Source organism: Streptomyces sp. S.PB5 (assembly GCF_030403745.1).
Classification (GTDB): domain Bacteria; phylum Actinomycetota; class Actinomycetes; order Streptomycetales; family Streptomycetaceae; genus Streptomyces.
In genome coordinates this window covers 1-23,388 of sequence record NZ_JAQMWP010000043.1, presented here as the reverse complement: position 1 = coordinate 23,388, position 23,388 = coordinate 1, and the positions used below count along the sequence as shown (strand labels likewise).

Here is a 23,388-nt window from a genome sequence, read left to right as displayed (position 1 = left end):
CCCCCTGAAACTCTCCGACTCCCCCACCCACATCACCCCCTCACCCCTCCTCGGCGAACACACCGAAGAAATCCTCATCAGCGAACTCGGGCTAGGGGACGAGGAATTGCGCCTGCTCAGGTCGAGCGGGGTGATCGGATGACGTGACCGAGCACGGAGCGCGGTCGACGGTGCGCGTCGATCGGCTCCGGGATCCGTGCGCGCACGAAAGGCATTTGGACAGGGGGCGCTGGCCAGATCTTTCGACGCAAGGAGTGTTCGACCAGATGACAACCATCGATTACTCGACGTCCGTCCCCTACAGGGAGGTGACGGACCGCAACGGCCGCGTGTACCGAGTCGGCGAGACCGACAAGGACATCATGGGGCGGCCGCGATGGACCATGGTGCTCTTCCCCTGGATGGGCATGCTGGGCATCAGTTCCTCGGAGTACGCGTTCACCTCGGCCGAGGACACCCTGCACGAGGCGCATCTGTGGAGCAGCGGGCACATCTTCTGGCTCATGGGTGTCTGGGTGTTCTTCCAGGCGGCCGTGGCCTTCCCCGCCGGGCAGCTGCGCGAGAGCGGAAAGCTTCCCGCGCGGTACGCGATGATGCTCGGCGCGCTGGGCACGGTCCTGGGCTATCTCTCGCTCGCCTATGCGCCGAACGTGCTGGTGGCGTATCTGGGCTTCGGTGTGTGCAGCGGTATCGGTGCCGGTCTCGTCTACGCGACCTGCGTGAACATGGTCGGCAAGTGGTATCCGGAGCGCAAGGGCGGCAAGACCGGCATGGTCAACGGCGGTTTCGCCTATGGCTCGGTGCCCTTCGTGTTCCTGTTCACCTCGTACATGGATCTGAGCAACTACAAGGGCGTCCTGGTGATGGTCGGCCTGATCTGCTGCTCGGTCGTGGCGTTCGCGGGATGGTTCTTCAAGGACCCGCCGAAGAACTGGTGGCCCCCGCACGTCGACCCGCTCAAGATGACCGACGACCCGAAGATCCGGCGGGCGCTGGAGAAGAACCCGCCGGCGGTCAAGCAGTACACCCCGAGGGAGGCCGCCCGGCAGCCCGTTCTGTGGATGATGTGGTTCTGCCTGCTCTGCACGGCCGGCATCAACATCTTCGGCATCGCCTTCCAGGTGCCGTTCGGCAAGGACATGGGCTTCGCGGGCGGGATCGTGGCCACGGCGATGTCCCTGAAGGCGATCGTCAACGGCACGGGACGCGGCGTCATCGGCTGGATCTCCGACAAGTTCGGCCGCCGCAACACACTGATCATCGTCTGTCTGGTGCTGGGCACCGCCCAGTTCGGTGTGCTGATCTCCGGCCAGATGGGCAGCATGCCGTTCTTCCTCTTCTGCTCCATGGTCTCCGGCTTCGGCGGCGGCGCGATCTTCCCCCTGTTCGCCGCCATGACCGCGGACTACTTCGGTGAGAACAACAACGCCTCCAACTACGGCATGGTCTACAGCTCCAAGCTCATCTCCGGCCTCGTGGGCTCCGGAGTCGGCTCGATCGTGGTCGGCGTGTGGGACTACGAGGGAGCGTTCGTCCTGGCCGGCTGCATCGGCCTGGGCTCCGCGGTGCTGGCGATGTTCCTGAAGGCGCCCGGCAGGCCGCAGACCAGCCGCAAGACCGTACCCAACCCGCAACCGCTCGGCGAGGAAATGGCCTGAGATGACGGCAGATCCGTACGCAGCAAACAGCAAGGCAGAAGCATCCGCACACCCCGAAGCCTCAACCCCAGAAGCCGCACACCGTCCCTACCGAGAAGTGACCGACGCAGGCGGCCGCGTGTACCGCGTCGGCGAGAGTGACCGGGACATCCTCGGCCACTCGCGCAAGCTCATGGTGTATCTGCCGTGGATCACCATGATGGCCATCAGCGTCTTCGAATACGCGTACGGCTCGGCGGAGGACACCCTGTCCCACGCCCATGGCTGGACGCAGAGCAACACCTTCTGGATCCTCAGCGTCTGGGTCTTCTTCCAGGCCGGTATCGCCTTCCCGGCGGGCTGGCTGCGGGAGAAGGGGCATCTGACCGCCCGCAGCGCCATGTACCTGGGCTCGGGCATGTGTCTGGTCGGGTTCCTCGCCCTGTCACACCTCAGCAATGTCCTGCTGGCGATCCTCGGCTTCGGCGTCGTCGGGGGTATCGGCGCCGGCCTGGTCTACGCGACCTGCATCAACATGGTCGGCAAGTGGTTCCCCGAACGCCGGGGCGCCAGGACCGGGTTCGTCAACGGAGGCTTCGCGTACGGATCACTGCCGTTCATCTTCATCTTCAACTACGGCTTCGACACCGCGAACTACCACCGCGTCCTGGACCTGATCGGCTGCTACATCCTGATCGTGGTCGTGGGATGCGCGTTCTTCTTCAAGGACCCGCCGAAGAACTGGTGGCCCTCGGACATCGATCCGCTGACCTACGGCGGCACCGAGAAGGGGGCCGGCACCCTCGCCAAGAACCCTCCCGCCGTGAAGCAGTACACGCCCGAGGAAGCCATCAGGACCGGCATGCTTCCCCTGATGTGGGTCGCCCTGGTGATGACCGCGGGAGTGTCGATCTTCGGAATCTCCTTCCAGGTCGACTTCGCCAAGGAGGTCGGCTTCGGCCCCCTGGTGGCAGCTTCCTCGATGGGCGTCATGGCGGTCATCAACGGCATCGGACGCGGCGTCGTGGGCTGGCTGTCCGACAAGTGGGGGCGCAAGCCCACCCTGGTGTTCGTCATCGTCGTGCTGGGGCTCGCCCAGTTCGGCGTGATCTGGGCCGGTGACATCAGGAGCGAATCGCTGTTCCTGGTCTTCGCGTTCCTCTCCGGCTTCGGCGGCGGCGCGTTCTATCCGCTGTTCGCGGCGCTCACACCCGACTACTTCGGGGAGAACTACAACGCCTCCAACTACGGGCTGGTCTACAGCGGCAAGCTGATCAGCGGTCTGTTCGGCGGCGGTCTCGGCTCGATGGTGGTCGCGGCCTGGGGCTACGACGGCGCGTACGCGCTGGCCGGTGCCGTCTCCATGGTGGCGGCGGCGATCGCCCTGCTGCTCAGGCAGCCCGGACGGACGCCGGTGGCGTCCCAGCCCGCCGGCTGACGGCACGCGCGCGTGAGGAGGCCCTCCCGGGATCCCGGGAGGGCCTCCTCACGCGCGCGGGGCGCCGTTCAGCACTTCTCGCGCAGCGAGTGCAGATACGCGCTGGAGCGGCGTGCGAAGGTGAACGACTCGGTGGGCTGGTCGTGTTCGGCCTGCCAGTGGTGGGCGAACCGCTCGCCGCGCAGCCGGGTCACGGCACTGATGAACCGCTGGTAGTCGATGTCGCCGTCCCCCACGTCGGTCATGCGGTACCCGTAGGTGTCCGCGGGGTCGCTGACGCCGTCCTTGACGTGGAAGAGCGGGTAGCGGTGGGGCTGCTTGAGGACGTAGTCGAGCGGTTCGAAGGGCGCGGCCGTGCCGTCGGGCCGCTTGGAGAAGCGGAACTGGCCCGAGTACGCCCAGAAGATGTCCATCTCCAGGAACACCAGGTCGGGGTCGGTCTCCGCGAGCAGGACGTCGTAGAGCCGGACCTTGGGGTTGTCGGTGGCGAAGGAGAACTCCTCGGAGTGGTTGTGCTGGTAGAACTTCATGCCGCGTGCCCTGGCCGCCGCGCCGTAGGTGTTGAACTCCTCCGCGGCCCGTTTCCAGGCGTCGACGGTGGAGCCGTAGCGGAACGGGCCCGAGGCGGTGCCGATGTGCTTGAGGCCGAGGGCCTGGGCGTCGTCGAGGACCTTGGTGAGGTTCTGGGCGAAGGTGTAGGCGTTCGGGTCGTCGGAGTAGTAGCCGACGTGGCTGCCGATCGGGTTCAGGCCGTGGTTCCTGGCCAGCCGCTTGAGCTGGGCGAGGGTGATCGGGCCCGCCGAGCCCTGGGTGTACCCGGCGAACTCGACCTCGTCGTAGCCGTACTTCTCCAGTTCGGCGAAGACGGGCGCGAAGCCCAGCGTGGAGACCTTGTCGCGCAGGCTGTACAGCTGGATGCCGAGCCGGCCGGGCGGCAGGACGGGACGGCCGCGTCCCGCGGGGGCGGAGACGGAGCCGGTCGCGGGGGCGGCACCGGCGGGGTCGGCCGCGGCGCCGACGAGCGCGGCGGCGGTGGCGCCGGCGGCCACGCCGAGCATGCCTCGTCTGCTCAGGCGGTGGGTGAGTTCGGGGTCAGGCTGGGAGATGCGGCTCATGCCTGGGGCTCCTCGGTGTCGGAGGGCGTTGTCAGTGGCGGGTGCTTCACTGGTTTCAGGTCAGGCGAGACCGGCCAGTCGGAGCAGCAGTGACTTCACATCGGTGGCCGCGACGCGGTCGCCGAGCGCACGGGGGGTGGAGCAGATGAAGAGCGGTCCGTCGTCGTCGCTCGCGGGAAGGCGGCCGTGGCTGCCGCGAACAGGTGACGGGTCGAGGGGCACGACCGCCATGCGATAGCGCAGGCCCAGCTTCTTGCGGGCGAGCGCGGCCGCCGCCTTGACCTTGACGTAGGGGTCCTGCGGATCCATGAACAACTCGACCGGGTCGTAACCGGGTTTGCGGTGGATCTCCACGAGCCGCGCGAAGTCGGGCGCGCGGGCGTCGTCGAGCCAGTAGTAGTACGTGAACCAGGCGTCCGGCTCCGCGACGGCGACGAGTTCTCCGGCGCGCGGATGGTCGAGGTGGTGGGCCTTCTTGCCCTCGTCGTCGAGGAGTTGCTCGATGCCGGGCAGTCCGGCGAGAGCATCCCGGGTGGTGTCGAGGTCCTCGGGGCGGCGTACGTACACATGGGCGATCTGGTGGTCGGCGACCGCGAAGGCACGGGAGGCCATCGGGTCCAGGTACTCCATGCCGTCCTGTGTGTGCACCTCCAGGAGACCGGCGCGGCGCAGGGCCCGGTTGATGTCGACGGGGCGGCTGACCCGGGTGATGCCGTACTCGGACAGCGCGACGACGGTACGGCCCTCCGCGCGAGCGTCGTCCAGGAGCGGGGCCAGGGCTCGGTCCAGGTCGGCGGCCGCCTTCAGGGAGCGCGGGTCGTCGGGGCCGAAGCGCTGCAGGTCGTAGTCGAGGTGGGGGAGGTAGCACAGCGTCAGATCGGGGTGCCGGGTGCGCATGATGTGGCGGGTCGCGTCGATGATCCAGCGGCTGGAGACGAGATCGGCGCCGGGGCCCCAGAAGTGGAACAGGGGGAAGGTGCCGAGTCTGTCGGTGAGTTCGTCGTGCAGGGCCGCGGGGCGGGTGTAGCAGTCGGGTTCCTTGCGGCCGTCGGAGTAGTAGATCGGACGGGGGGTGACGGTGAAGTCGGTGTCGGCGCCCATGGCGTACCACCAGCAGATGTTGGCGACCGTGTAGCCGGGGTGGGCGCGGCGGGCGGCGTCCCAGAGCTTGTCCCCGCCGACCAGACCGTTGTGCTGACGCCACAGCAGTACGTCGCCGAGCTCGCGGAAGTACCAGCCGTTGCCGACGATCCCGTGCTCCGCAGGGTGGGTGCCGGTCAGGAAGGTGGACTGGGCGGCGCAGGTCACGGCGGGCAGGACGGTGCCGAGCGGGGCGTGGGAGCCCCGTCGGGCGAGGGTCTTGAGGTGGGGCATGTGGTCGAGGAGACGGGGGGTCAGGCCTACGACGTCGAGGACCAGGAGGGGTGTGGGGCCCTGGTCGGTTCGGTCGGCGCCGCTCGCCGCTTGGTCGGTGCTCATGGGAGCTCCCTCAGGCCGAGGCCGGTCAGCAGATCGCGGGCGAGGGTGAGTTCGGCGGCGATGCCGTCGGCGAGCTGGATGCGGCCGCGGGGACGCAGCTCGGGTGGGAGGGCCTGCCAGGTGTAGGTCTCGACCTCCAGGTGGCGGGTGAGGGGGTGCGGGCCGCCGATCAGTCGGGTGAGGACGGCCTCGAGGACGGGGAGCGTGGAGGTGAGGGGTGCGGCGGGGGCAGCGTGCAGGGGGACGTGGAAGTGGGCGCGCCAGGGGCTCGCGTCGGGCAGTGTGTCGCCGCCCAGGGCCTCGCCGAGATCGTCGGTGCCGCGCAGGCCGGCGGCGGTGGCGGTGCGGGTCTGGTGCAGGAAACGGGGTTCGTCGAAGGCGGCGAGGGCCGTGCGGACCTCGGGGAGGTGGGGGTGCTCGGCGTGCAGGGCCGCCGAGAGCTGGGACTTGACGACGGGGACGCCGGCCGCGGTGAGCGCGTCGACGGCGGTGTGCGGATCTTCGAAGGAGGTGGCGAGGTGGCAGGTGTCGACGCAGATGCCGATGCGGTCGTGGGCGATCGCGGCGAGCGGGGCGAGGGCGTCGTGGGTGGTCTCGACGGCACAGCCGGGTTCCGGTTCGAGGCCGACACGGATGGAGCGGCCGGTCAGCTCCTCCAGGGCGTCGAGGCGTTCGGCGAGCGTGCGCAGGGCCTTCTCGGCGCGGCCGGGGTCGTAGGCGGTGCGCCAGGCGAGCGGCAGGGTGGAGATGCTGCCCTCGGTGACGTCGTCGGGGAGGAGTCCGGCGAGGACCCGGGCGAGGGCGGTGGTGTGCTCCAGGCGCTCGGGATCGGCCCAGTCCGGTTTGTAGACGCGGTACTTGACCTCCTCGGCGCCGAACCCTTCGTAGGGGAAGCCGTTGAGGGTGACGACCTCCAGGCCGCGCCGGTCGAGCTCGGCGCGCAGGGTGCGCAGGGCGGACGGGTCGGAGTCGAGGGTGCGGGCGGCGTCCGCGGCCAGCCACAGGCCGATGCCGAGGCGGTCCCGGCCGAGGCGGCGGCGGACGGGCTCGCAGTGGTCACGGAGCTGGGCGAGGATGCCGTCGACGGTTTCGGCGGGGTGGACGTTGGTGCAGTAGGCGAGATGGACGGTGGAGCCGTCGGGGTGGCGGAAGCGCATGCCCTATTCGCCTCCGCGCAGGATGGAGTTGCCCTCGTGGGTGGCCGCGGTCGCCGTCGCGTCGAGGTCGAGGCGTCCGCTGAGCCCGTAGAAGGCGACGGGGTTGCGCCACAGCACCCGGTCGACGTCGTCCTCGGTGAAGCCGCTCGCCAGCATGGTGTCGGCGACGCTGCGGGTCTTGAGGGGGTCGCTTCTCCCCCAGTCCGCGGCGGAGTTCACGAGCACGTTCTCGGGGCCGTACTGCTTCAGGATCGCGACCATCCGCTCCTCGTCCATCTTGGTGTCGGGATAGACGGAGAAGCCCAGCCAGCAGCCGCTGTCCTTGGCCTCCTTGACGGTGGTCTCGTTGAGGTGGTCGACGAGGACGTGGTCCGGGGGCAGTGCGGACTCCCGGACGACGTCGAGGGTGCGGCGCAGACCGGCCAGCTTGTCGCGGTGCGGGGTGTGCACGAGCGCGGGGAGTTCGTGGTCGGCGGCGAGCTGGAGCTGGGTGGCGAGGGCGGTGTCCTCGGCGGGGGTCATGGAGTCGTAGCCGATCTCGCCGACGGCGACGACCTGGTCCTTGACGAGATACCGGGGCAGTTCGTCGAGGACGGGCACACAGCGCGGGTCGTTCGCCTCCTTCGGGTTGAGGGCGAGCGTGCAGTGGTGGGCGATGCCGTACTGGGCTGCGCGGAAGGGCTCCCAGCCGAGGAGGGAGTCGAAGTAGTCGAGGAAGGAGGCGGACGAGGTGCGGGGCTGGCCGAGCCAGAAGGCGGGCTCGACGACGGCGCGGACACCGGCGGCGTACATGGCCTCGTAGTCGTCGGTGGTCCGGGAGGTCATGTGGATGTGGGGGTCGAAGATGCGCATCAGGGCTGCTCCTCGGGCTCGGAGGGCCGGGCGGGCACCGCTGTGGGATCGGTCAGGGCCAGCACGCGGTACAGGTCTTCGGGCACGGGACGGCCCGCGGCGGAGCGTTCGGCGGCGTAGTCGCCGAGCATGCGGGCGAGTTCGGCGTCGGCGTGGGCACGGGCGCCCAGGTCGGCCACCGCGTCGACGGGTACGCCGGTGAAGAGGCACTTCAGTACGGCGTGCCGCCACTGGTGGGGGTCGAGGTGGCGGGCCGTGTAGGGGCCGACGGCGGCGGCGAGGATCCGGGTGTCGTTGGTGCGCAGGGCGTCCTCGACCAGCGGCAGCGCGGCCGGGCCCGGCACGAGGTGGGGCAGGACGTGCAGCACGGCTCGGCGTTCGGCGGCGGTGCCCTGCTGGTAGACCCGGGTCAGGGCGGCGGTGTCGGCGCGCGCCGCGTGCAGGATGAGGACCCGGGCGGCATCGGCGTTCTCGGGCCCGCAGCGGCGTCCCGCCTCGGCCAGGCGCAACTCCCACACGGAGATCGGTCCGTGCGTGCCGGGGCTGGCGGCGGCCTCGTCGAGCGCCCGGCCGAGCCAGGCGCGGGCGGCACCGGTGAGGCGGGCGTCGAGGTGGCCGCGCAGGGCGGAGGGAGGCGTGCGGGCGAGGGCGGGGGCCTTGGTGTCGGCGGGGGTGCCGGTGGCGGGGATGTCGGTGGTGGGGGTTCCTGGGGCGGCGGGGTCGGCCTGCGGGGTGCCGGGGTTGTCGGAGTCCGGTACGGCGGTGCCCGGGTGGATGGCTCGGCCCGGCATGGCCGCCAGGTCTGCCGCAGGGGTGGCCCGTGTCGTGGGGCCGGTCGGTGAGGTGCCGGTGTCTTCGAAGGGCGCGGCGGTACCCGGGCCGGTCACGGGATCGGTGTCTGCCGTGGGGGTGTCCGGCCTGGCGGGGCCGGCCGGCGGGGTGCCGGGGGGCGTGCCGGCCGGCGACGGGGTGCCCGGGGTGGGGTGTGTCGTGGGGGTGCCCGGAGTGGGGTGGGCGCGGGTCATGGAGTGCTCCCTTCTGGGGTGGCGGAGGGATCGCCTGGAGGTGGTGGGGTGGCGGGGGCCGCCGCTCGGTGGAGGAAGGGGAGGGACTGTTCGGCGTAGTGGGGGCCCGCGTGGGAGTGGCGGGGCAGTTCGACGACCGTCAGGCCCTGGTAGCCGGTGTCGGCCAGGGCGGCGAGGACGGGCGGGAAGTCGATCTCGCCGTCGCCGAACGGAAGGTGTTCGTGGACGCCGCGGCGCATGTCCTCGATCTGGACGTGCCGCAGCCAGGGGGCGGCGGCGCGTACGCAGTCCTCGGGCGGCAGGGGTTCGAGGCACTGGCAGTGGCCGAGGTCGAGGGTCAGCCCGAGGGGTTCCGGGTCGCCGAGCGACCGGCGCAGACGGTGGAAGTCGGCGAGGGTGGCGAGGAGATGGCCGGGTTCCGGTTCGACGGCGAGCGGCACAGCGGCGGTGGCGGCGGCGTCCAGGACCGGGCCGAGCGCCTCGGCCAGGCGCTTCCATGCCGTGTCCGGGTCGGTGCCCGCCGGGGTGACACCGCTGAAGCAGTGCACGGCGTGCGCGCCGAGGTCGGCGGCGACCTCGACGGCACGGATCAGGAGGTCGGCCCGGCGGGCCCGGTCGTCCGGGTCGGCGTCGAGGAGGGAGGGGCCGTGTTTGCGGCGCGGGTCGAGGACGTAGCGGGCGCCCGTCTCCACGGTGACGTCCAGTCCGAGCGCGTCCAGCCGGCGGGCCACGCGGTGGGTGCGGGTGGCGAGGTCCGGGGCGAGCGGGTCGAGGTGCATGTGGTCGAGGGTCAGGCCGACACCGTCGTAGCCGAGGTCGGCGAGCAGCCCGAGGGCGTCGTCGAGTCGGAGGTCGGCGAGGCCGTTGGTTCCGTAGCCGAAGCGGAGGGGGGTGACGGGGTGGGAGCGACGCCGGGCGGCCGAACGGTCCGGGCGGGCGGACTCATTGCTCATGCGACGCTCCCCCTCGCCGCGCGCGGAAGGAGCGAGGATCTCAACGACCCCACCCTCTCCCCAACCGTCCCGCGAGCCCCAGGAGCGCCTCGTACTGCTCCCCCAGCGCCGCAGGTCCTTCCCCCACCGGATCCTTGAAATAGAAGCCCAGTTCGGCGAGTGGGCCGGCCACCCCCACCTCGTGCGCCCGCGCGGTGAGCCGGGCCAGGTCGAGGACCAGCGGTGCCGCCAGGGCGGAGTCGCAGCCCTGCCAGATGGTCTGGAGGATCATGCGGGTGCCGAGGAAGCCGTCGAAGGCGATGTGGTCCCAGGCCGTCTTCCAGTCGCCGAGGGCGGGGACGTCGTCGATGTGGACCTCGCCCTCGGGAGCCGTGCCGAGGATGTCGGTGAGGACGCGCTCCTTGCCCGCGTTCTTGGCCGCCGCGGCGGCCGGGTCGGCGAGGGCGGCCCCGTCGCCGCCGCCGAGAAGGTTGCTCCCCGACCAGGCGCGCACCGTCAGGGCCCGCTGGACGAACATCGGCGCCAGGACCGCCCGCAGCAGCGTCTGTCCGGTCTTGCCGTCGCGGCCCGCGTACGGCAGCCCGCTCGCCGCCGCCGGTGCGGCCAGCGCAGGGTGGTGCAGGCCTGTCGACGGGGTGAAGTTGACGTAGGGGCAGCCCGCGCGCAGGGCGGCCGCCGCGTACAGCGAACTCGGAGGGAGCGCCCCGCCGGTGGGGGCCGGCTCGGTGGACGCCACGTTCACCACGACGGCTCGGGTCAGCCCGCACCGTCGTACGAAGTCCTCCATGTCCGCGGCGAAGGCGGCGATGAGTTCGTTCTCGCTCCGTGTCTCCCCGGGTGCCGGTCCGCCGGGTCTGATCTCGCGGTCGGCGGCGGCGAGTTCGGCCGCGACGGCCGCGGGGAGGCCCGGGGGCAGTACGCCGCCGGCTGCGAGTGCTTCGGCGCGTTTCGGCAGGGGGCAGTCGACCGTGTCGTGGCCGCCGAAGACGAGCGACGACAGGGGCGGCAGACCGCTGTCGGCGAACGCCGGTGTCTCGGTGACCAGTCCGGTCGACGGATGCAGGCCCGCGGTGACGGCGGCGCATCCGGCGACGACGGTGGTGGCGACGGAGCCGCGTGCCCCGATCAGCCAGACGCCGACGCGAGGTGGGGTGACGGACGCGGACATGGGCAGCCTCCTGGTCGAACGCGGCATGCGTGAACCCCGTTCAGGGGGACGCGTGTGGAGAAGGGACGGCGGGCGGGGGTCCGGCGTCCCCCGCCCGCCGCCGCTCAGCCGCCCTTGACGGGCAGTTCCTTGATCCGGACGTTCCGGAAGGACACCTGGTCGTCGGCTCCGTGGTTCTGGATGCCGATGTGACCGTCACTAAGGCTCCGGGCCGGATCCGTGTTGGTGAAATCGTTGATCTTCACGCCGTTGAGGTAGACACGGAGCCGTTCGCCCTCCACGCGGATCTCGTACGTGTTCCACTCCCCCGGCGGGTTCAGCGCGCGGTCGCGCTTCTTCAGGTCGGCGGAGCGGAAGCCGTAGACGGAGCCGGTCGTCTTCTCGGGTACGTCGGTGGCGTCGATCTGGATCTCATAGCCGTTGTTCACGGCCGACCACGGGTCGTCCGAGGCCGGGAAGCCCACGAACACACCGGAGTTGTCGTCGCCGGCCAGCTTCCAGTCGAGCTTCAGCGAGTAGGAGCCGTAGTCCGACGCGGCGTACCAGAGCATGCCCATGCCGCCGGTCGACGTGATCGTGCCGTCGTCGGACAGGGTGAAGGAGCCCGGGCCGGCCTGTCGCCAGCCGTCCAGCGAGTCCTGCGTGCCGTCGAAGAGCGGGCGGTATCCGTTCTCCGGTCGGCAGTCGGCCTGCACCTCGCCGACTGCATACAGGATTCCGCCGACCAGGTGCTGACGGAACACGGGATCCGCGTACGACTCCTTGGTGTGCCCACCGCCCGTGTAGAAGGCGCGCCCGCCCTGGTAGTTCTGGCACCAGGCGATCGGATGGTCGCCGTTCATCGTGCCGCCGGTGTACGACGACTCGTCGAGCGAGGCGAGGACATGGGCCCGGGCCCGGGGGTTGGAGCGGTAGTTGTACCACTCGTCGGTCCGGTTCCAGGTCGGCCCGAGGGCCGCGGTCGCCGGGTGGGCGCGGTCCTCGACGACGACCGTCGCGGGCTGGATCGCCGGGTGCGACTGGAAGTAGGCGCCGGCGAGACCGCCGTAGAACGCCCAGTCGTACTCGGTGTCGGCGGCGGCGTGGATGCCGACATAGCCGCCGCCCTTGCGGACGTAACCCTCGAACGCGGTCTGCTGGGCGGCGTCCAGGACGTCGCCGGTCGTCGAGAGGAAGACGACCGCGTCGTAGCGCCGGAGGTTGCCGGAGGTGAAGGCGCCGGCGTCTTCCGTGGCGTCGACCGTGAAGCCATTCGTCCCGCCGAGCTGCTTGAGGGCGGCGACGCCGTCGGGGATGGAGTCGTGCCGGAAGCCGGCCGTCTTGGAGAAGACCAGCACCCGCTTCTCGTCGTCGCCGCCGTGTGAGGCGGCGGGACCGGAGACACAGCCCAGGAGCACCGCGGCTCCCACAACTGCCGTCGTCAGTCGGCCCGTTGATCTCATCGCGCATACCTCTTCCTGTCGGCCACCCTGGCATGCATTGACGGAGCGTCAGTTACCGAAGGCGGCGTCGAAGGAGGCCGACGGCGGCTCGAAGTCGTACGCCTTCAGACTCTTCAAGGCCTCGGGGGCGCCCTGGAGCCGGTCCATGCCGGCGTCCTCCCACTCCACCGAGATCGGACCCTGGTAGTCGATGGAGCGCAGCATCCGGAAGACGTCCTCCCAGGGGACGTCGCCGTGTCCGGCGGAGACGAAGTCCCAGCCGCGCCGCGGGTCGCCCCAGGGCAGGTGGGAGCCGAGCCGTCCGTTGCGGCCGTCGAGGCGTTTGCGGGCTTCCTTGCAGTCGACGTGGTAGATGCGGTCCCGGAAGTCGTAGAGGAAGCCGACCGGGTCCAGGTCCTGCCAGACGAAGTGGCTGGGGTCGAAATTGAGGCCGAAAGCCCGTCGACGGTCGACCGCATCCAATGTGCGTACGGTCGTCCAGTAGTCGTAGGCGATCTCGCTGGGGTGGACCTCGTGCGCGAACCGGACGCCCTCCGCGTCGAAGACGTCGAGGATCGGGTTCCAGCGGGTCGCGAAGTCCTCGTAGCCGTGCTCGATCATCGCCTCGGGTGCGGGCGGGAACATGGCGACCAGGTGCCAGATCGAGGAGCCGGTGAAGCCGATGACCGTGTCGACCCCGAAGGCGGCCGCGGCCCGCGCGGTGTCCTTCATCCGCTCCGCCGCCCGCTGCCGTACCCCTTCCGGGTCTCCGTCGCCCCACACCGCGGCCGGCAGGATCGCCTCGTGGCGTTCGTCGATGATGGCGTCGCACACTCCTTGGCCGACCAGGTGGTTGGAGATGGCCCAGCACTTGAGGCCGTATTTCTCCAGGAGTTGGTGGCGGGACTTGATGTACGACGGGTCGGCGAGGGCCTTGTCGACCTCGAAGTGGTCGCCCCAGCAGGCGAGTTCGAGACCGTCGTAGCCGAAGTCGCGGGCCAGGCGGCAGACCTCTTCGAGCGGGAGGTCGGCCCACTGGCCGGTGAAGAGCGTGAACGTGCGCGGCATGTCGGTTCTGTCTCCTCAGACGGCGATGGGTGTGTAGACGGCGTTCTTCTGGGCGCTCTCCTCGACGGCCGCGAGGACGCGTTGGACCTGGAGTCCGTCGGCGAAGGAGGGCTCGGGGCGGCGGCCCTCGGCGACGGCGTGCACGAGGTCGCGGGCCTGGTGGACGAAGGTGTGCTCGTAGCCGAGGCCGTGGCCCGGCGGCCACCAGGCGTCCAGGTAGGGGTGGTCGGGTTCGGTGACGAGGATGCGCCGGAAGCCGGCGTGGGTGCCGGGCTCGGTGCCGTCGTGGTAGGCGAGTTCGTTGAGGCGCTCCAGGTCGAAGGCCAACGAGCCGCGCTCGCCGTTGAGTTCGATGCGCAGGGCGTTCTTGCGGCCGGTCGCGAACCGGGTCGCCTCGAAGGAGGCGAGGGCGCCGGAGGCGAAGCGGCCGGTGAACAGGGCGGCGTCGTCCACGGTGACCTGGCCGGTGCCGGCGGACGCCCCTGCGGACAGGCCGCTGGTGGCTCCGACGGGGAGGGGTCGTTCGCGTACGAAGGTCTCCAGCAGGGCGGACACCCCGGCGAGCCGCTCCCCGGCCAGGTACTGGGCGAGGTCGATGATGTGCGCCCCGAGGTCGCCGAGCGAGCCAGAACCGGCGATCTCCTTGCGCAGCCGCCAGGTGAGAGGGAACTCCGGGTCCACCAGCCAGTCCTGAAGGTACGTCACCCGCACATGCCGCAGCAGTCCGAGCCGTCCCTCGGCGACCATGCTGCGGGCGAGCGCGGCGGCGGGCACCCGGCGGTAGTTGAAGCCGACCATGGACAACTGCCCGCGCCCGTACGCCTCTTCGGCCGCCTCCGTCATCGCCGAGGCCTCCTCGACGGTGTTGGCGAGCGGCTTCTCGCACAGCACGTGCTTGCCCGCGGCGAGCGCGGCGAGGGCGATCTCGGCGTGGCTGTCGCCGGGGGTGCAGATGTCGACGAGGTCGACGTCGTCCCGGGCGATCAGCGCACGCCAGTCGGTCTCGGCCGCCGCCCAGCCGTGCCGGTCGGCCGCCGCCCGCACGGCGTCCGGGTCGCGTCCGCAGATGACGGACAGGACCGGCTGCCTGGGCAGATCGAAGACGCGTCCCACGGTGCGCCAGCCCTGGGAGTGGGCGGCGCCCATGAAGGCGTAACCGACCATGCCGACCCGAAGTGGCGGCTTCTCGGCACCTTCTGACTGCTGCGGCTGTGCCATACGGAATGTCCTCCTCGTCGTCGTGGCGCGGTGGGGGGTGCCTTCCGCCCGACGGACCTAGGCCCTGTCCGGCGGATCATGCCGGCGTCGCGGGGCCTGACCGGCGCGTCGGGCGGAACGCCTCACTTGAAGCCGGTGGACATGTACTGGTCGACGTTGGCCTTGTCGACGACGGCCGAGTAGAGCGTGATCGAGGCCGGGATCTCGAACTCGGCGAGTCCGCCGACGCCCTTGCTCTGGCCGAGGGCGCGGGCGAGGTCGATCGCGGACGCGGCCATGGTCGGCGGGTACAGGACGGTCGCCTTGAGGACTCCGTCGTCCTTCTTGATGGCCTGGAACGCGGAGAGCGCGCCCGCGCCGCCGACCATCAGGAAGTCGTCCCGCCCGGCCTGTTCGATGGCCCGCAGCGCGCCGACGCCCTGGTCGTCGTCGTGGTTCCACAGTGCGTCGAAGTTCGACTGGGCCTGCAGGAGTTGGGCCATCTTGGCCTGCCCGGACTCCACCGTGAACTCGGCGGCCTGCCGCGCCACCTTCTTGACGTTGGGGTAGTTCTTCAGCGCGTCGTCGAAGCCCTGGGTGCGCTGCTGGGTGAGTTCCAGGTTGTCGAGTCCGGCGAGCTCGATGACCCGGGCGTCGGACTTCCCCTTGAGCTTCTCGCCGATGTAGTGACCGGCGTTGAGACCCATGCCGTAGTTGTCGCCGCCGATCCAACAGCGGTACGCCTGCGGGGAGTTGAAGATGCGGTCGAGGTTGATGACCGGGATTCCCGCGCGCATCGCCTTCAGGCCGACCTGGGTGAGGGCCTTGCCGTCGGCCGGCAGGATCACCAGCACGTCGACCTTCTTGTTGATCAGCGTCTCGATCTGGCCGATCTGCGCGGCCGTGTCGTTGGAGCCCTCGGTGATCTCCAGGGTCACGTCCGAGTACTTCTTCGCCCGGTTCTTGGCGTTGTCGTTGATGGCGTTGAGCCAGCCGTGGTCGGCCTGCGGTCCGGCGAAGCCGATGGTGACCTGCTTGCCGGGCTTGTCGTCGGCGGCCGGCTGGTCGTTCGCGGCCGGTTCGTCGTCCGGCTCATTACTCGTGCAACCTGCGAGGACGGCACCCGCGGAGACGGCGGCGGCCCCGAAAAGCAGTCCTCTACGCGTGGGGAATCGGCTGTCAAGTGGCTGCATGGCGGTGAACCCTTTCCTCAAGTCGTGCTTGCGGTACGGCGCTGGACCAGCACGGCGGCGACGATGATCGCTCCCTTGGCGATCTGCTGGACGTCGCTCTGCAGGTTGTTCAGGGCGAAGATGTTGGTGATCGTGGTGAAGATCAGGACCCCGAGGACGGAGCCGGTGATGGTGCCGCGGCCGCCGCTGAGCAGCGTGCCGCCGATGATCGCGGCGGCGATCGCGTCGAGTTCGTAGAGGTTGCCGTTGGTGTTCTGGCCGGAGCCGGACAGGATGATCAGCAGGAAGGCCGCGATGCCGCAGCACAGCCCGGACAGCAGGTACAGGTAGAGGCGTTGGCGGCGGACGTCGATACCGGCGAGCCGGGCGGCCTCCGCGTTGCCGCCGACGGCGACCGTGCGGCGGCCGAAGGTGGTGCGGTTGAGGACCAGCCAGCCGATGACCGTGACCACGGCGAACACCATGACGAGCGGCGGGATGCCGAGGACGTACGCGTCGCGCAGCCCGAGGTCGAGGACGCTGTCCACGGTGACGATCTGCGTCTTGCCGTCGGTGATCTGCAGGGCGAGGCCGCGCGCCGAGGCGAGCATGGCGAGCGTCGCGATGAACGGGACCATCCCGCCGTACGCGATGAGGAGTCCGTTGACCAGTCCGCAGCCCACGCCGACCAGTACCGCGGTGAAGAGGATGCCGCCGAAGCCGTAGTCCTGGGTGGCGACCGTGGTCGCCCAGACGGAGGCGAGGGCGACGATCGCGCCGACGGAGAGGTCGATGCCGCCCGACATGATCACGAAGGTCATGCCGACGGTGACGACGCCGATCACAGAGGCCTGGGTGAGGACGAGTTGGAGGTTGCGGGTGTCGAGGAACTCGTCGGGCTTGGTGATCCCGCCGACCAGGGTCAGTGCGGCGAGGACACCGAGCAGGGACAGGGTGCGGACGTCGGCGCGGGCCAACACCCCGCGCCATACGGATGGTTCACTCGTCGTCGGCACCTTGTCGGCGCTGTCCCTAGGTGGGGAGACGGGCTGCGTCATGACGCCGGGCTTCCTTCCATGACGAGGTCGAGTACACGGTGTTCGTCGAGCTCATGAGCGGGTGCCGTGTGGACGACACGGCCCTCGCGGAGCACCAGGACGCGGTCGGCGAGGCCGAGCACCTCGGGGACCTCGCTGGAGACCAGCAGCACGGCGAGCCCTTCGCTCGCCAGCCGGCGGACGACCGCGTACAGCTCGGCGCGGGCGCCGACGTCGACTCCCCGGGTCGGTTCGTCGAGCAGCAGCACCCGGCAGCCGCGCAGCAGCCAGCGGGCCAGGACGGCCTTCTGCTGGTTGCCGCCGGAGAGGGTGCGCACCGGCACGGAGGGGTTGTCGGGGCGCAGTGACAGTTCGCGGGTGGCGGCCCGGGCCGCTCCCAGTTCGGCGCCGCGGTCGATCCAGCCTCCGCGGGCGAAGCGGGACATGGAGGTGACCGAGACATTACGGGTGACGGACTCCAGCATCAGCAGGGCCTGGGCCTTGCGCTCCTCGGGGGCCAGGCCGATTCCGGCGCGGACGGCGGCGCGGACGCTGCCGGGCTTGAGCGGTCGGCCGTCGACCAGCACCTGGCCGGATGTCGGCTTCCGTGCACCGTATACAGTCTCCAGTATTTCGGATCGCCCGGATCCGACGAGCCCGGCGAGGCCGACGATCTCCCCGGGGTGGATTTCCAGGTCCAGGGGCTCGAACTCGCCCTGCCGCCCGAGTCCGCGCACCTGGAGCACCGGGGTGTCGCCGTCCGGCGCGGCGGCCGGCCGCTCCGGGAAGACGTACTCGACGTTCCGGCCCGTCATCAGCGCGACGACCTCGCGGGTCGGTGTCGACTTCGCGGGCAGTCCGACCGCGACCGCCCGCCCGTCCTTCAGGACGGTCACCCGGTCGCCGATACGCCGGATCTCCTCCAGCCGGTGGGAGATGTAGACGACGGCGACGCCTTCGGCGGTGAGGTCGCCGACGATCCGGAAGAGGTTGTCGACCTCGTCCGGGTCGAGGGCGGCGGACGGCTCGTCCATCACGATCAGCCGTACGTCGTGGGAGAGGGCCCGCGCCATGGAGACGATCTGCTGCTGGGCCGCCGACAACTCGCCGACGAGGCGCGCCGGGTCGATCTCCGGATGCCCAAGGCGCTTGAGCAGTGCGGCCGTTGCCGCGCGGGCCTCCTTGCGGCGTACGACGAATCCGGCGCTCGTGGGTTCATGGCCCAGGTGGACGTTCTCGGCGACCGACAGGTGCTCCACCAGGTCGAGTTCCTGGTAGATGGTGGCGATGCCGAGGCGCATGGCGGCGATCGGCGAGCGGAGCGTGACCTCCTCACCCCGCCAGCGGATGGTGCCGGTGTCGGGCTGATGGGCGCCCGCGAGGACCTTGATGAGGGTGGACTTGCCGGCCCCGTTCTGGCCGAGCAGACAGTGCACTTCACCGGCCTGGACGTCGAGGTCGACACCGTCGAGGGCCCGGACTCCGGGGAACGACTTGGTGATGCCGGACATGCTGAGCAGCGTTGAATCTGGTGCCATGAGGTCCCCTTGGCGGGCGTGCGGGCCGGTTTCAGGGCAGGGCGGGGCGTTTCGGGGCAGGGCGGGGTAGGGCGCCGTACTGATGTGAGGTGCCGAAGTGAGGTGCTGAAGTGAGTGCTTACGCGGGTGAGAACAGGTGGTCGCTGATCAGCCGGGCCGCGCCGATGACTCCGGCGGTGGGGCCCAACTCCCCGAGAACGATGGGCAGGTTGCCGGTCGCCAGCGGCAGCGACTGGCGGTAGACCTGGGTGCGGATGGCGGCGAGCAGGGTGTGGCCGAGGCCGGTCACTCCGCCGCCGATCACCACCAGGCCGGGGTTGAAGAAGGAGACCAGGCCGGCGATGACCTGGCCGGTTCGGTTGCCGCCCTCACGGATCAGGTCGAGGGCGGTGGCGTCACCGGCGGCGGCCGCGGCGGCGACGTCGATGGCGGTGAGGGTGCCGTTCGTCTCCAGCCGGGAGGCGAGTTCGGCGGAGTGTCCCTGCTGGGCGGCGTCGACGGCGTCCTGGGCGAGTGCGGCGCCGCTGAAGTGGGCTTCCAGGCAGCCCCGGTTGCCACACGCGCACGGCCGGCCGTCCGGCACCGCCTGGATGTGCCCGATGTCGCCCGCACTGCCCGTCGTACCGCGATAGACCTCACCGCCCACGACGATCCCGCAACCGATACCGGTACCGATCTTGACGCACAGGAAATCACCCACGGAACGCGCGACGCCCGCGTGCTGCTCCCCCATCGCCATCAGATTCACATCGTTGTCGACCATCACCGGACAGCCCAGCTCCTGACTGAGCGCCTCCCGCACCGGGAAACCGTCCCAGCCCGGCATGATCGGCGGCGCCACCGGCACCCCCTCGGGAAAACGAACCGGCCCCGGAACACCGATCCCGGCCCCGTCGAAACCCTCCGCCAGCCCCGTCGCCTTCAACTTCGCCGCCATCGCCAGGACTTGCTCGAAGACCGCGACCGGACCCTCACGGACGTCCATCGGCTGGTTGAGATGTCCCAGGATCTCCAGCTCGGCGTTGGTGACGGCGACATCGATCGAGGTGGCCCCGATGTCGACGCCGAGGAAACGCAGTTTGGGGGCGAGCCGGATGTTGTGGGAGCGGCGGCCACCGCGCGAGGCGGCGAGTCCGTCGGCCACTACCAGGCCCGTCTCCAGCAGCCGGTCCACCTCCACGGCCAGCTTGGACCGCGACAGATCGACCTGATCACCCAGCTGCGCACGGGAGTTGGGACCCCCGTCACGCAACAGTTTGAGCAGCCTGGCCTGGTGCGCGTTCGCGGGTCGTGCCGTCATTCGTCTCACGAGCCCCTCCCCGCCTGTCTCGGCCGCCTGCCGTCGTGCTTTCGAGGGGAACGTAGCAGCGGCTGCCGAGCCTGGGAAGAATCTGTGCACGAATTGGTGGCGACTTTCTCCACTCGCAGGACAAAGGAGAGTGTCGAGTGCGGATGAGCCGGTTCGATCGAGGCCGGGGGCCTCAGGGCTTGGTGCGTGCGTGATACGAGCGCCGGGTGTGCTCCGTGTGCTCGCGCATGAGCTGCGTGGCACGCACCTCGTCCCGGTCCATGATCGCGAGGATGAGTTCCTTGTGCTCGACCCAGGACTGCTGTCCGCGCTGCCGGGCGATCGGCGCGTAGTACCAGCGGACGCGTCGGTCGACCTGCGCGGCCAGCTCCGCGAGGACGGCGTTGCCGGCCAGTTCCATGATCTTCGCGTGGAACCGGGCGTTGAGGAGGACGGCCCTCTCCACGTCGTCCGCGGCGACGGCCTTCATCCCCTGCTCGTGGATGTCGCGCAGGGCCTCGATGCCGGCCTCGGAGGCGCCCGCCGCCGCGAGCCGCGCGGCCTCCGCCTCCAACAGCGTGCGCACGGTGAGGAGTTGGTCGGCCTCCTCCTCGGTCGGCTCGTGCACGAACGCCCCTTGCGCGGGCCGCAGATCGACCCACCCTTCCGTGTTCAGCCGCTGCAGCGCCTCCCGCACCGGCTGCCGCGACACCCCGAGATGACCGGCCAGCTCGCTCTCGACGAGGTGCTGGCCGGGCTGCAGGGCACGGGTGGTGATGAGTTCGAGCAGCGCCTCGTAGACACGGTCGCGCAGCGGCCCGGGACGTTCGAGCTTGGGTACGGCGCCCTGCGGCAGTCCTGGCGTCGACAACATCGGTCGGATCCCCCTCCTGGGCGCGCGAGACGACTGCGGTCGGACAGTCGGACCGTCGGTACGGATTGGCTTTCGTCTACAGCCTACGGCGCACCGTAGCCAGTCCGTCACGGAGTCGACCGCGTCACACCCCGGCACACCGGGAGGTCACGGGCAGCGGACGACCTGACCGGCGTACGACAGATTGCCGCCGAACCCGAAGAGCAGCACCGGGTCACCGGCCGAGAGGGCGCCCTGCTCGACGAGCTTGGAGAAGGCGAGCGGGATGCTGGCCGCGGAGGTGTTGCCCGATTCGGCGACATCCCGGGCGACCACGGCGTTGACGGCGCCGATCCGCTCGGCGAGCGGCTCGATGATCCGCAGGTTGGCCTGGTGCAGGACGACCCCGGCGAGTTCCCCGGGTTCGAGCCCCGCCCGCTCGCAGGCCTTGCGGGCGAGGGGCGGCAGCTGGGTGGTGGCCCAGCGGTACACGCTCTGCCCCTCCTGCGCGAACCGTGCGGGCTGCCCCTCGATGCGCACCGCGTGCCCCATCTCGGGCACCGAACCCCACAGCACCGGCCCGATCCCGGCCTCGTCGTCCGGACCGCAGGCCTCCACGACCGCGGCGCCCGCCCCGTCACCGACGAGCACACAGGTCGTCCGGTCGGTCCAGTCGGTCACGTCGGTCATCTTGTCGGCGCCGATGACCAGCGCCCGGGTCGCCGCGCCCGCACGGATGGTGTGGTCGGCGGTGGCCAGCGCATGGGTGAAGCCCGCGCACACCACGTTGACGTCCATCGCGGCCGGCGAGGGGACGCCGAGGCGGGCGGCGACCCGGGCGGCCATGTTCGGGGACCGGTCCACGGCGGTCGAGGTGGCGACCAGGACCAGGTCGATGTCCTCAGGGGTGAGACCCGCGGACGCCAGCGCCTTGGCGGCGGCGTGCGCGGCGAGGTCGTCGACGGGTTCGTCCGGCCCCGCGATGTGACGTGTGCGGATGCCCACCCGACTTCTGATCCACTCGTCACTGGTGTCGACCAGGCCCGCCAGGTCCTCGTTGGTGAGCACCTTGGCGGGCTGGTAGTGGCCGACGGCGGCGATGCGCGAGCCGTTCATTGGGTGGTCCCCCTCGTTGCCTTGGGTAGCGGGATCCACCAGTCTGATCAGTGACTCGCGGGTACGACGTCAGGTAAGGCGACAGGAAACGGGCGCCCGGGTTGTCGGCTTCTGTCAGCCTCTCGGACACCCGAATACTTCCCGAACACTCACTTGGTGAACAGCTGTGTCGCCTTCTGTACGAGTTCGTACACGCCGTAGGTGAGAGGTGCACCCACCCACAGCCAGGCGAAGGCGATCAGCGGACGCCGGTCAGGCGGGCTCTGACTGCTGTCGGACTGCGACATCGGCTTCCTCCCTCGGTGCGGGGATGTGATGACGGGCATGGACGGGCCGGACCAGCTCGTTGGCGACGAAGCCGATCGCGAGCAGCCCGATCATGATGAAGAGGGACAGCGTGTAGAGGGAGGAGCCGTCCTTGCCGGCCTCCTCCTGCCGGTCGGCTATCCAGTTCACGATCAGCGGCCCGAGGACACCGGCCGTGGACCAGGCGGTGAGCAGCCTGCCGTGGATCGCGCCGACCTGGTAGGTGCCGAAGAGGTCCTTCAGATAGGCGGGGATCGTGGCGAAGCCACCGCCGTAGAAGGAGAGGATCACCAGCGCGCAGAGGATGAACACCGGCTTGGACGAGTCGCCGACCAGCGCGATCAGCAGGTACATCAGTGCGCCCGCGCCCAGGTAGAGGCGGTAGATGTTCTTGCGGCCGATCAGGTCCGAGGTGGACGACCAGCCGATCCGGCCCGCCATGTTGGCCGCCGACAGCAGCGCGACGAAGCCGGCCGCGGCGGACGCTGACACCGTTGTCGAGGTGTTGGCGAAGAAGTCCGTGATCATCGGCGCGGCCTTCTCCAGGATGCCGATGCCCGCGGTCACGTTCATGCAGAGCACGACCCACAGGCACCAGAACTGCGGGGTGCGCACGGCGCTGCGGGCGGAGACCTGCGGCCCTTCCAGAACACTTGGCCCGCTCTCCCCCGCGGGCTTCTCGGTACGCGGCACGCGCACCAGCAGCACACCGAGGGTCATGAAGACGGCGTACGACAGCCCGTGCACCAGGAAGGCGGCCGCGATCCCGGAGCTGTCGGAGCCGAACGACTCCAGCATCTGCGCCGACCACGGCGAGGCGATCAACGCACCGCCGCCGAAGCCCATGATGGCGATGCCGGTGGCCATGCCGGGCCGGTCCGGGAACCACTTGATCAGCGTCGACACCGGGGAGATGTAGCCGATGCCGAGACCGATACCGCCGACGAAGCCGTAGCCGAAGACGATCAGCCAGTACTGCTCGGTGTACGCGCCCAGCGCGGAGAGCAGGAATCCGGACGAGAAGCAGATCAGGGCGACGGTCATCGCCCAGCGCGGACCGTTGCGCTCGACGAGCGTGCCGCCGAAGGCGGCCGACAGACCGAGCATGACGATGCCGAGCTGGAACGGCAGCGCGCTCTGCGTACCGCTGAGGCCCAGCGCGGACTCCAGGGGCGGTTTGAACACGGACCAGGCGTACGCCTGACCGATCGAGAGATGGACCGAGAGGGCGGCTGGGGGAACGAGCCAGCGACTCCAGCCGGCCGGTGCGACAGGGGGACTCATGATCAGGGACGGTAGGGAGAACCAAGGGAGTTGAGAAGGCGGCGCGTCGAACGTATGCGGTGAGCGGTATGCAGAACGCGCCGAACGGTCGGCCAGTAGTCGATTTGCCGGACACCTCCCGCGCCGCCTGAACCCTTGTCGACTCGATGGCCATACTGTAGACAATATGGAGTCGACTTAGTGCATTCCTCTCCGCGGTACACCCTCGACCGGACGGAGCACCCACACAGTGAAAGTCGCAGTCCTCGGCGCCGGAGCCATCGGCGCCTACGTCGGCGCCGCCC

The 23,388-nt window shown here is 70.2% G+C and carries 20 protein-coding genes and 1 pseudogene; 3 read left to right on the top strand and 18 right to left on the bottom strand.

Annotated elements, in window-relative coordinates; translation table 11 throughout:
• The 3 genes and pseudogenes from PH203_RS48895 to PH203_RS48885 form a co-directional block, all read left to right on the top strand.
• A pseudogene (locus PH203_RS48895) lies at positions 1-142 on the top strand (formyl-CoA transferase); the annotation flags it as partial.
• A 124-nt stretch (positions 143-266) separates the two neighbouring features.
• A complete protein-coding gene (locus tag PH203_RS48890) occupies positions 267-1,658 on the top strand; it encodes an OFA family MFS transporter (protein ID WP_289929374.1) in 1,392 nt (463 codons plus the stop codon).
• A gap of 1 nt (position 1,659) precedes the next feature.
• The gene (locus PH203_RS48885; protein WP_289929372.1) at positions 1,660-3,075 is read left to right on the top strand and encodes an OFA family MFS transporter; all 1,416 of its coding nucleotides are present in this window, start codon (positions 1,660-1,662) and stop codon (positions 3,073-3,075) included.
• 68 nt (positions 3,076-3,143) lie between these two features.
• Here PH203_RS48885 and PH203_RS48880 read toward each other — a convergent pair whose 3' ends face one another.
• From PH203_RS48880 to PH203_RS48795, 18 genes are all read right to left on the bottom strand, one after another.
• Positions 3,144-4,190, bottom strand: coding sequence for a sugar phosphate isomerase/epimerase (locus PH203_RS48880; protein ID WP_289929371.1), 1,047 nt, complete (start codon positions 4,188-4,190; stop codon positions 3,144-3,146).
• Between the two features lie 60 nt (positions 4,191-4,250).
• Positions 4,251-5,669, bottom strand: coding sequence for an alkaline phosphatase family protein (locus tag PH203_RS48875; RefSeq protein WP_289929370.1), 1,419 nt, complete (start codon positions 5,667-5,669; stop codon positions 4,251-4,253).
• Positions 5,666-6,826 (bottom strand): metabolite traffic protein EboE, encoded by a 1,161-nt coding sequence (eboE, locus tag PH203_RS48870; protein ID WP_289929369.1) that lies wholly within the window; start codon positions 6,824-6,826, stop codon positions 5,666-5,668. Before eboE ends, PH203_RS48875 begins: the two co-directional genes overlap by 4 nt.
• A gap of 3 nt (positions 6,827-6,829) precedes the next feature.
• Complete coding sequence (locus tag PH203_RS48865) at positions 6,830-7,678, bottom strand: TatD family hydrolase (protein WP_289929368.1); 849 nt, start codon at positions 7,676-7,678, stop codon at positions 6,830-6,832.
• The gene (locus PH203_RS48860; protein WP_289929376.1) at positions 7,678-8,469 is read right to left on the bottom strand and encodes an EboA domain-containing protein; all 792 of its coding nucleotides are present in this window, start codon (positions 8,467-8,469) and stop codon (positions 7,678-7,680) included. The genes PH203_RS48865 and PH203_RS48860 overlap by 1 nt, the downstream gene beginning before the upstream one ends.
• A gap of 230 nt (positions 8,470-8,699) precedes the next feature.
• Complete coding sequence (locus tag PH203_RS48855) at positions 8,700-9,656, bottom strand: sugar phosphate isomerase/epimerase family protein (RefSeq protein WP_289929367.1); 957 nt, start codon at positions 9,654-9,656, stop codon at positions 8,700-8,702.
• Between the two features lie 40 nt (positions 9,657-9,696).
• Positions 9,697-10,824 (bottom strand): inositol-3-phosphate synthase, encoded by a 1,128-nt coding sequence (locus PH203_RS48850; RefSeq protein WP_289929364.1) that lies wholly within the window; start codon positions 10,822-10,824, stop codon positions 9,697-9,699.
• 104 nt (positions 10,825-10,928) lie between these two features.
• Positions 10,929-12,266 carry a ThuA domain-containing protein gene (locus PH203_RS48845; RefSeq protein WP_289929363.1) on the bottom strand — a complete coding sequence of 446 codons (1,338 nt, stop codon included), beginning with the start codon at positions 12,264-12,266 and terminating at the stop codon, positions 10,929-10,931.
• A gap of 48 nt (positions 12,267-12,314) precedes the next feature.
• Positions 12,315-13,313 (bottom strand): sugar phosphate isomerase/epimerase family protein, encoded by a 999-nt coding sequence (locus tag PH203_RS48840; protein ID WP_289929362.1) that lies wholly within the window; start codon positions 13,311-13,313, stop codon positions 12,315-12,317.
• 15 nt (positions 13,314-13,328) lie between these two features.
• Positions 13,329-14,531 (bottom strand): Gfo/Idh/MocA family oxidoreductase, encoded by a 1,203-nt coding sequence (locus tag PH203_RS48835; RefSeq protein WP_289929361.1) that lies wholly within the window; start codon positions 14,529-14,531, stop codon positions 13,329-13,331.
• Between the two features lie 122 nt (positions 14,532-14,653).
• Positions 14,654-15,703, bottom strand: coding sequence for a substrate-binding domain-containing protein (locus tag PH203_RS48830; RefSeq protein ID WP_289929360.1), 1,050 nt, complete (start codon positions 15,701-15,703; stop codon positions 14,654-14,656).
• A 17-nt stretch (positions 15,704-15,720) separates the two neighbouring features.
• Entirely contained in the window at positions 15,721-16,740 is a 1,020-nt protein-coding gene (locus tag PH203_RS48825) for an ABC transporter permease (RefSeq protein ID WP_289929358.1), read from the bottom strand.
• Complete coding sequence (locus PH203_RS48820; RefSeq protein ID WP_289929357.1) at positions 16,737-18,257, bottom strand: sugar ABC transporter ATP-binding protein; 1,521 nt, start codon at positions 18,255-18,257, stop codon at positions 16,737-16,739. The genes PH203_RS48825 and PH203_RS48820 overlap by 4 nt, the downstream gene beginning before the upstream one ends.
• A 118-nt stretch (positions 18,258-18,375) precedes the next feature.
• Positions 18,376-19,557 (bottom strand): ROK family transcriptional regulator, encoded by a 1,182-nt coding sequence (locus tag PH203_RS48815; protein WP_289929356.1) that lies wholly within the window; start codon positions 19,555-19,557, stop codon positions 18,376-18,378.
• Between the two features lie 181 nt (positions 19,558-19,738).
• Positions 19,739-20,419 (bottom strand): GntR family transcriptional regulator, encoded by a 681-nt coding sequence (locus PH203_RS48810; RefSeq protein ID WP_289929355.1) that lies wholly within the window; start codon positions 20,417-20,419, stop codon positions 19,739-19,741.
• Positions 20,420-20,566: 147 nt separating this feature from the next.
• Positions 20,567-21,514 (bottom strand): beta-ketoacyl-ACP synthase III, encoded by a 948-nt coding sequence (locus PH203_RS48805; protein WP_289929354.1) that lies wholly within the window; start codon positions 21,512-21,514, stop codon positions 20,567-20,569.
• 149 nt (positions 21,515-21,663) lie between these two features.
• A complete protein-coding gene (locus PH203_RS48800; protein WP_289929353.1) occupies positions 21,664-21,801 on the bottom strand; it encodes a hypothetical protein in 138 nt (45 codons plus the stop codon).
• The gene (locus tag PH203_RS48795) at positions 21,767-23,104 is read right to left on the bottom strand and encodes an OFA family MFS transporter (RefSeq protein ID WP_289929351.1); all 1,338 of its coding nucleotides are present in this window, start codon (positions 23,102-23,104) and stop codon (positions 21,767-21,769) included. The genes PH203_RS48800 and PH203_RS48795 overlap by 35 nt, the downstream gene beginning before the upstream one ends.
• Positions 23,105-23,388 lie beyond the last annotated feature (284 nt).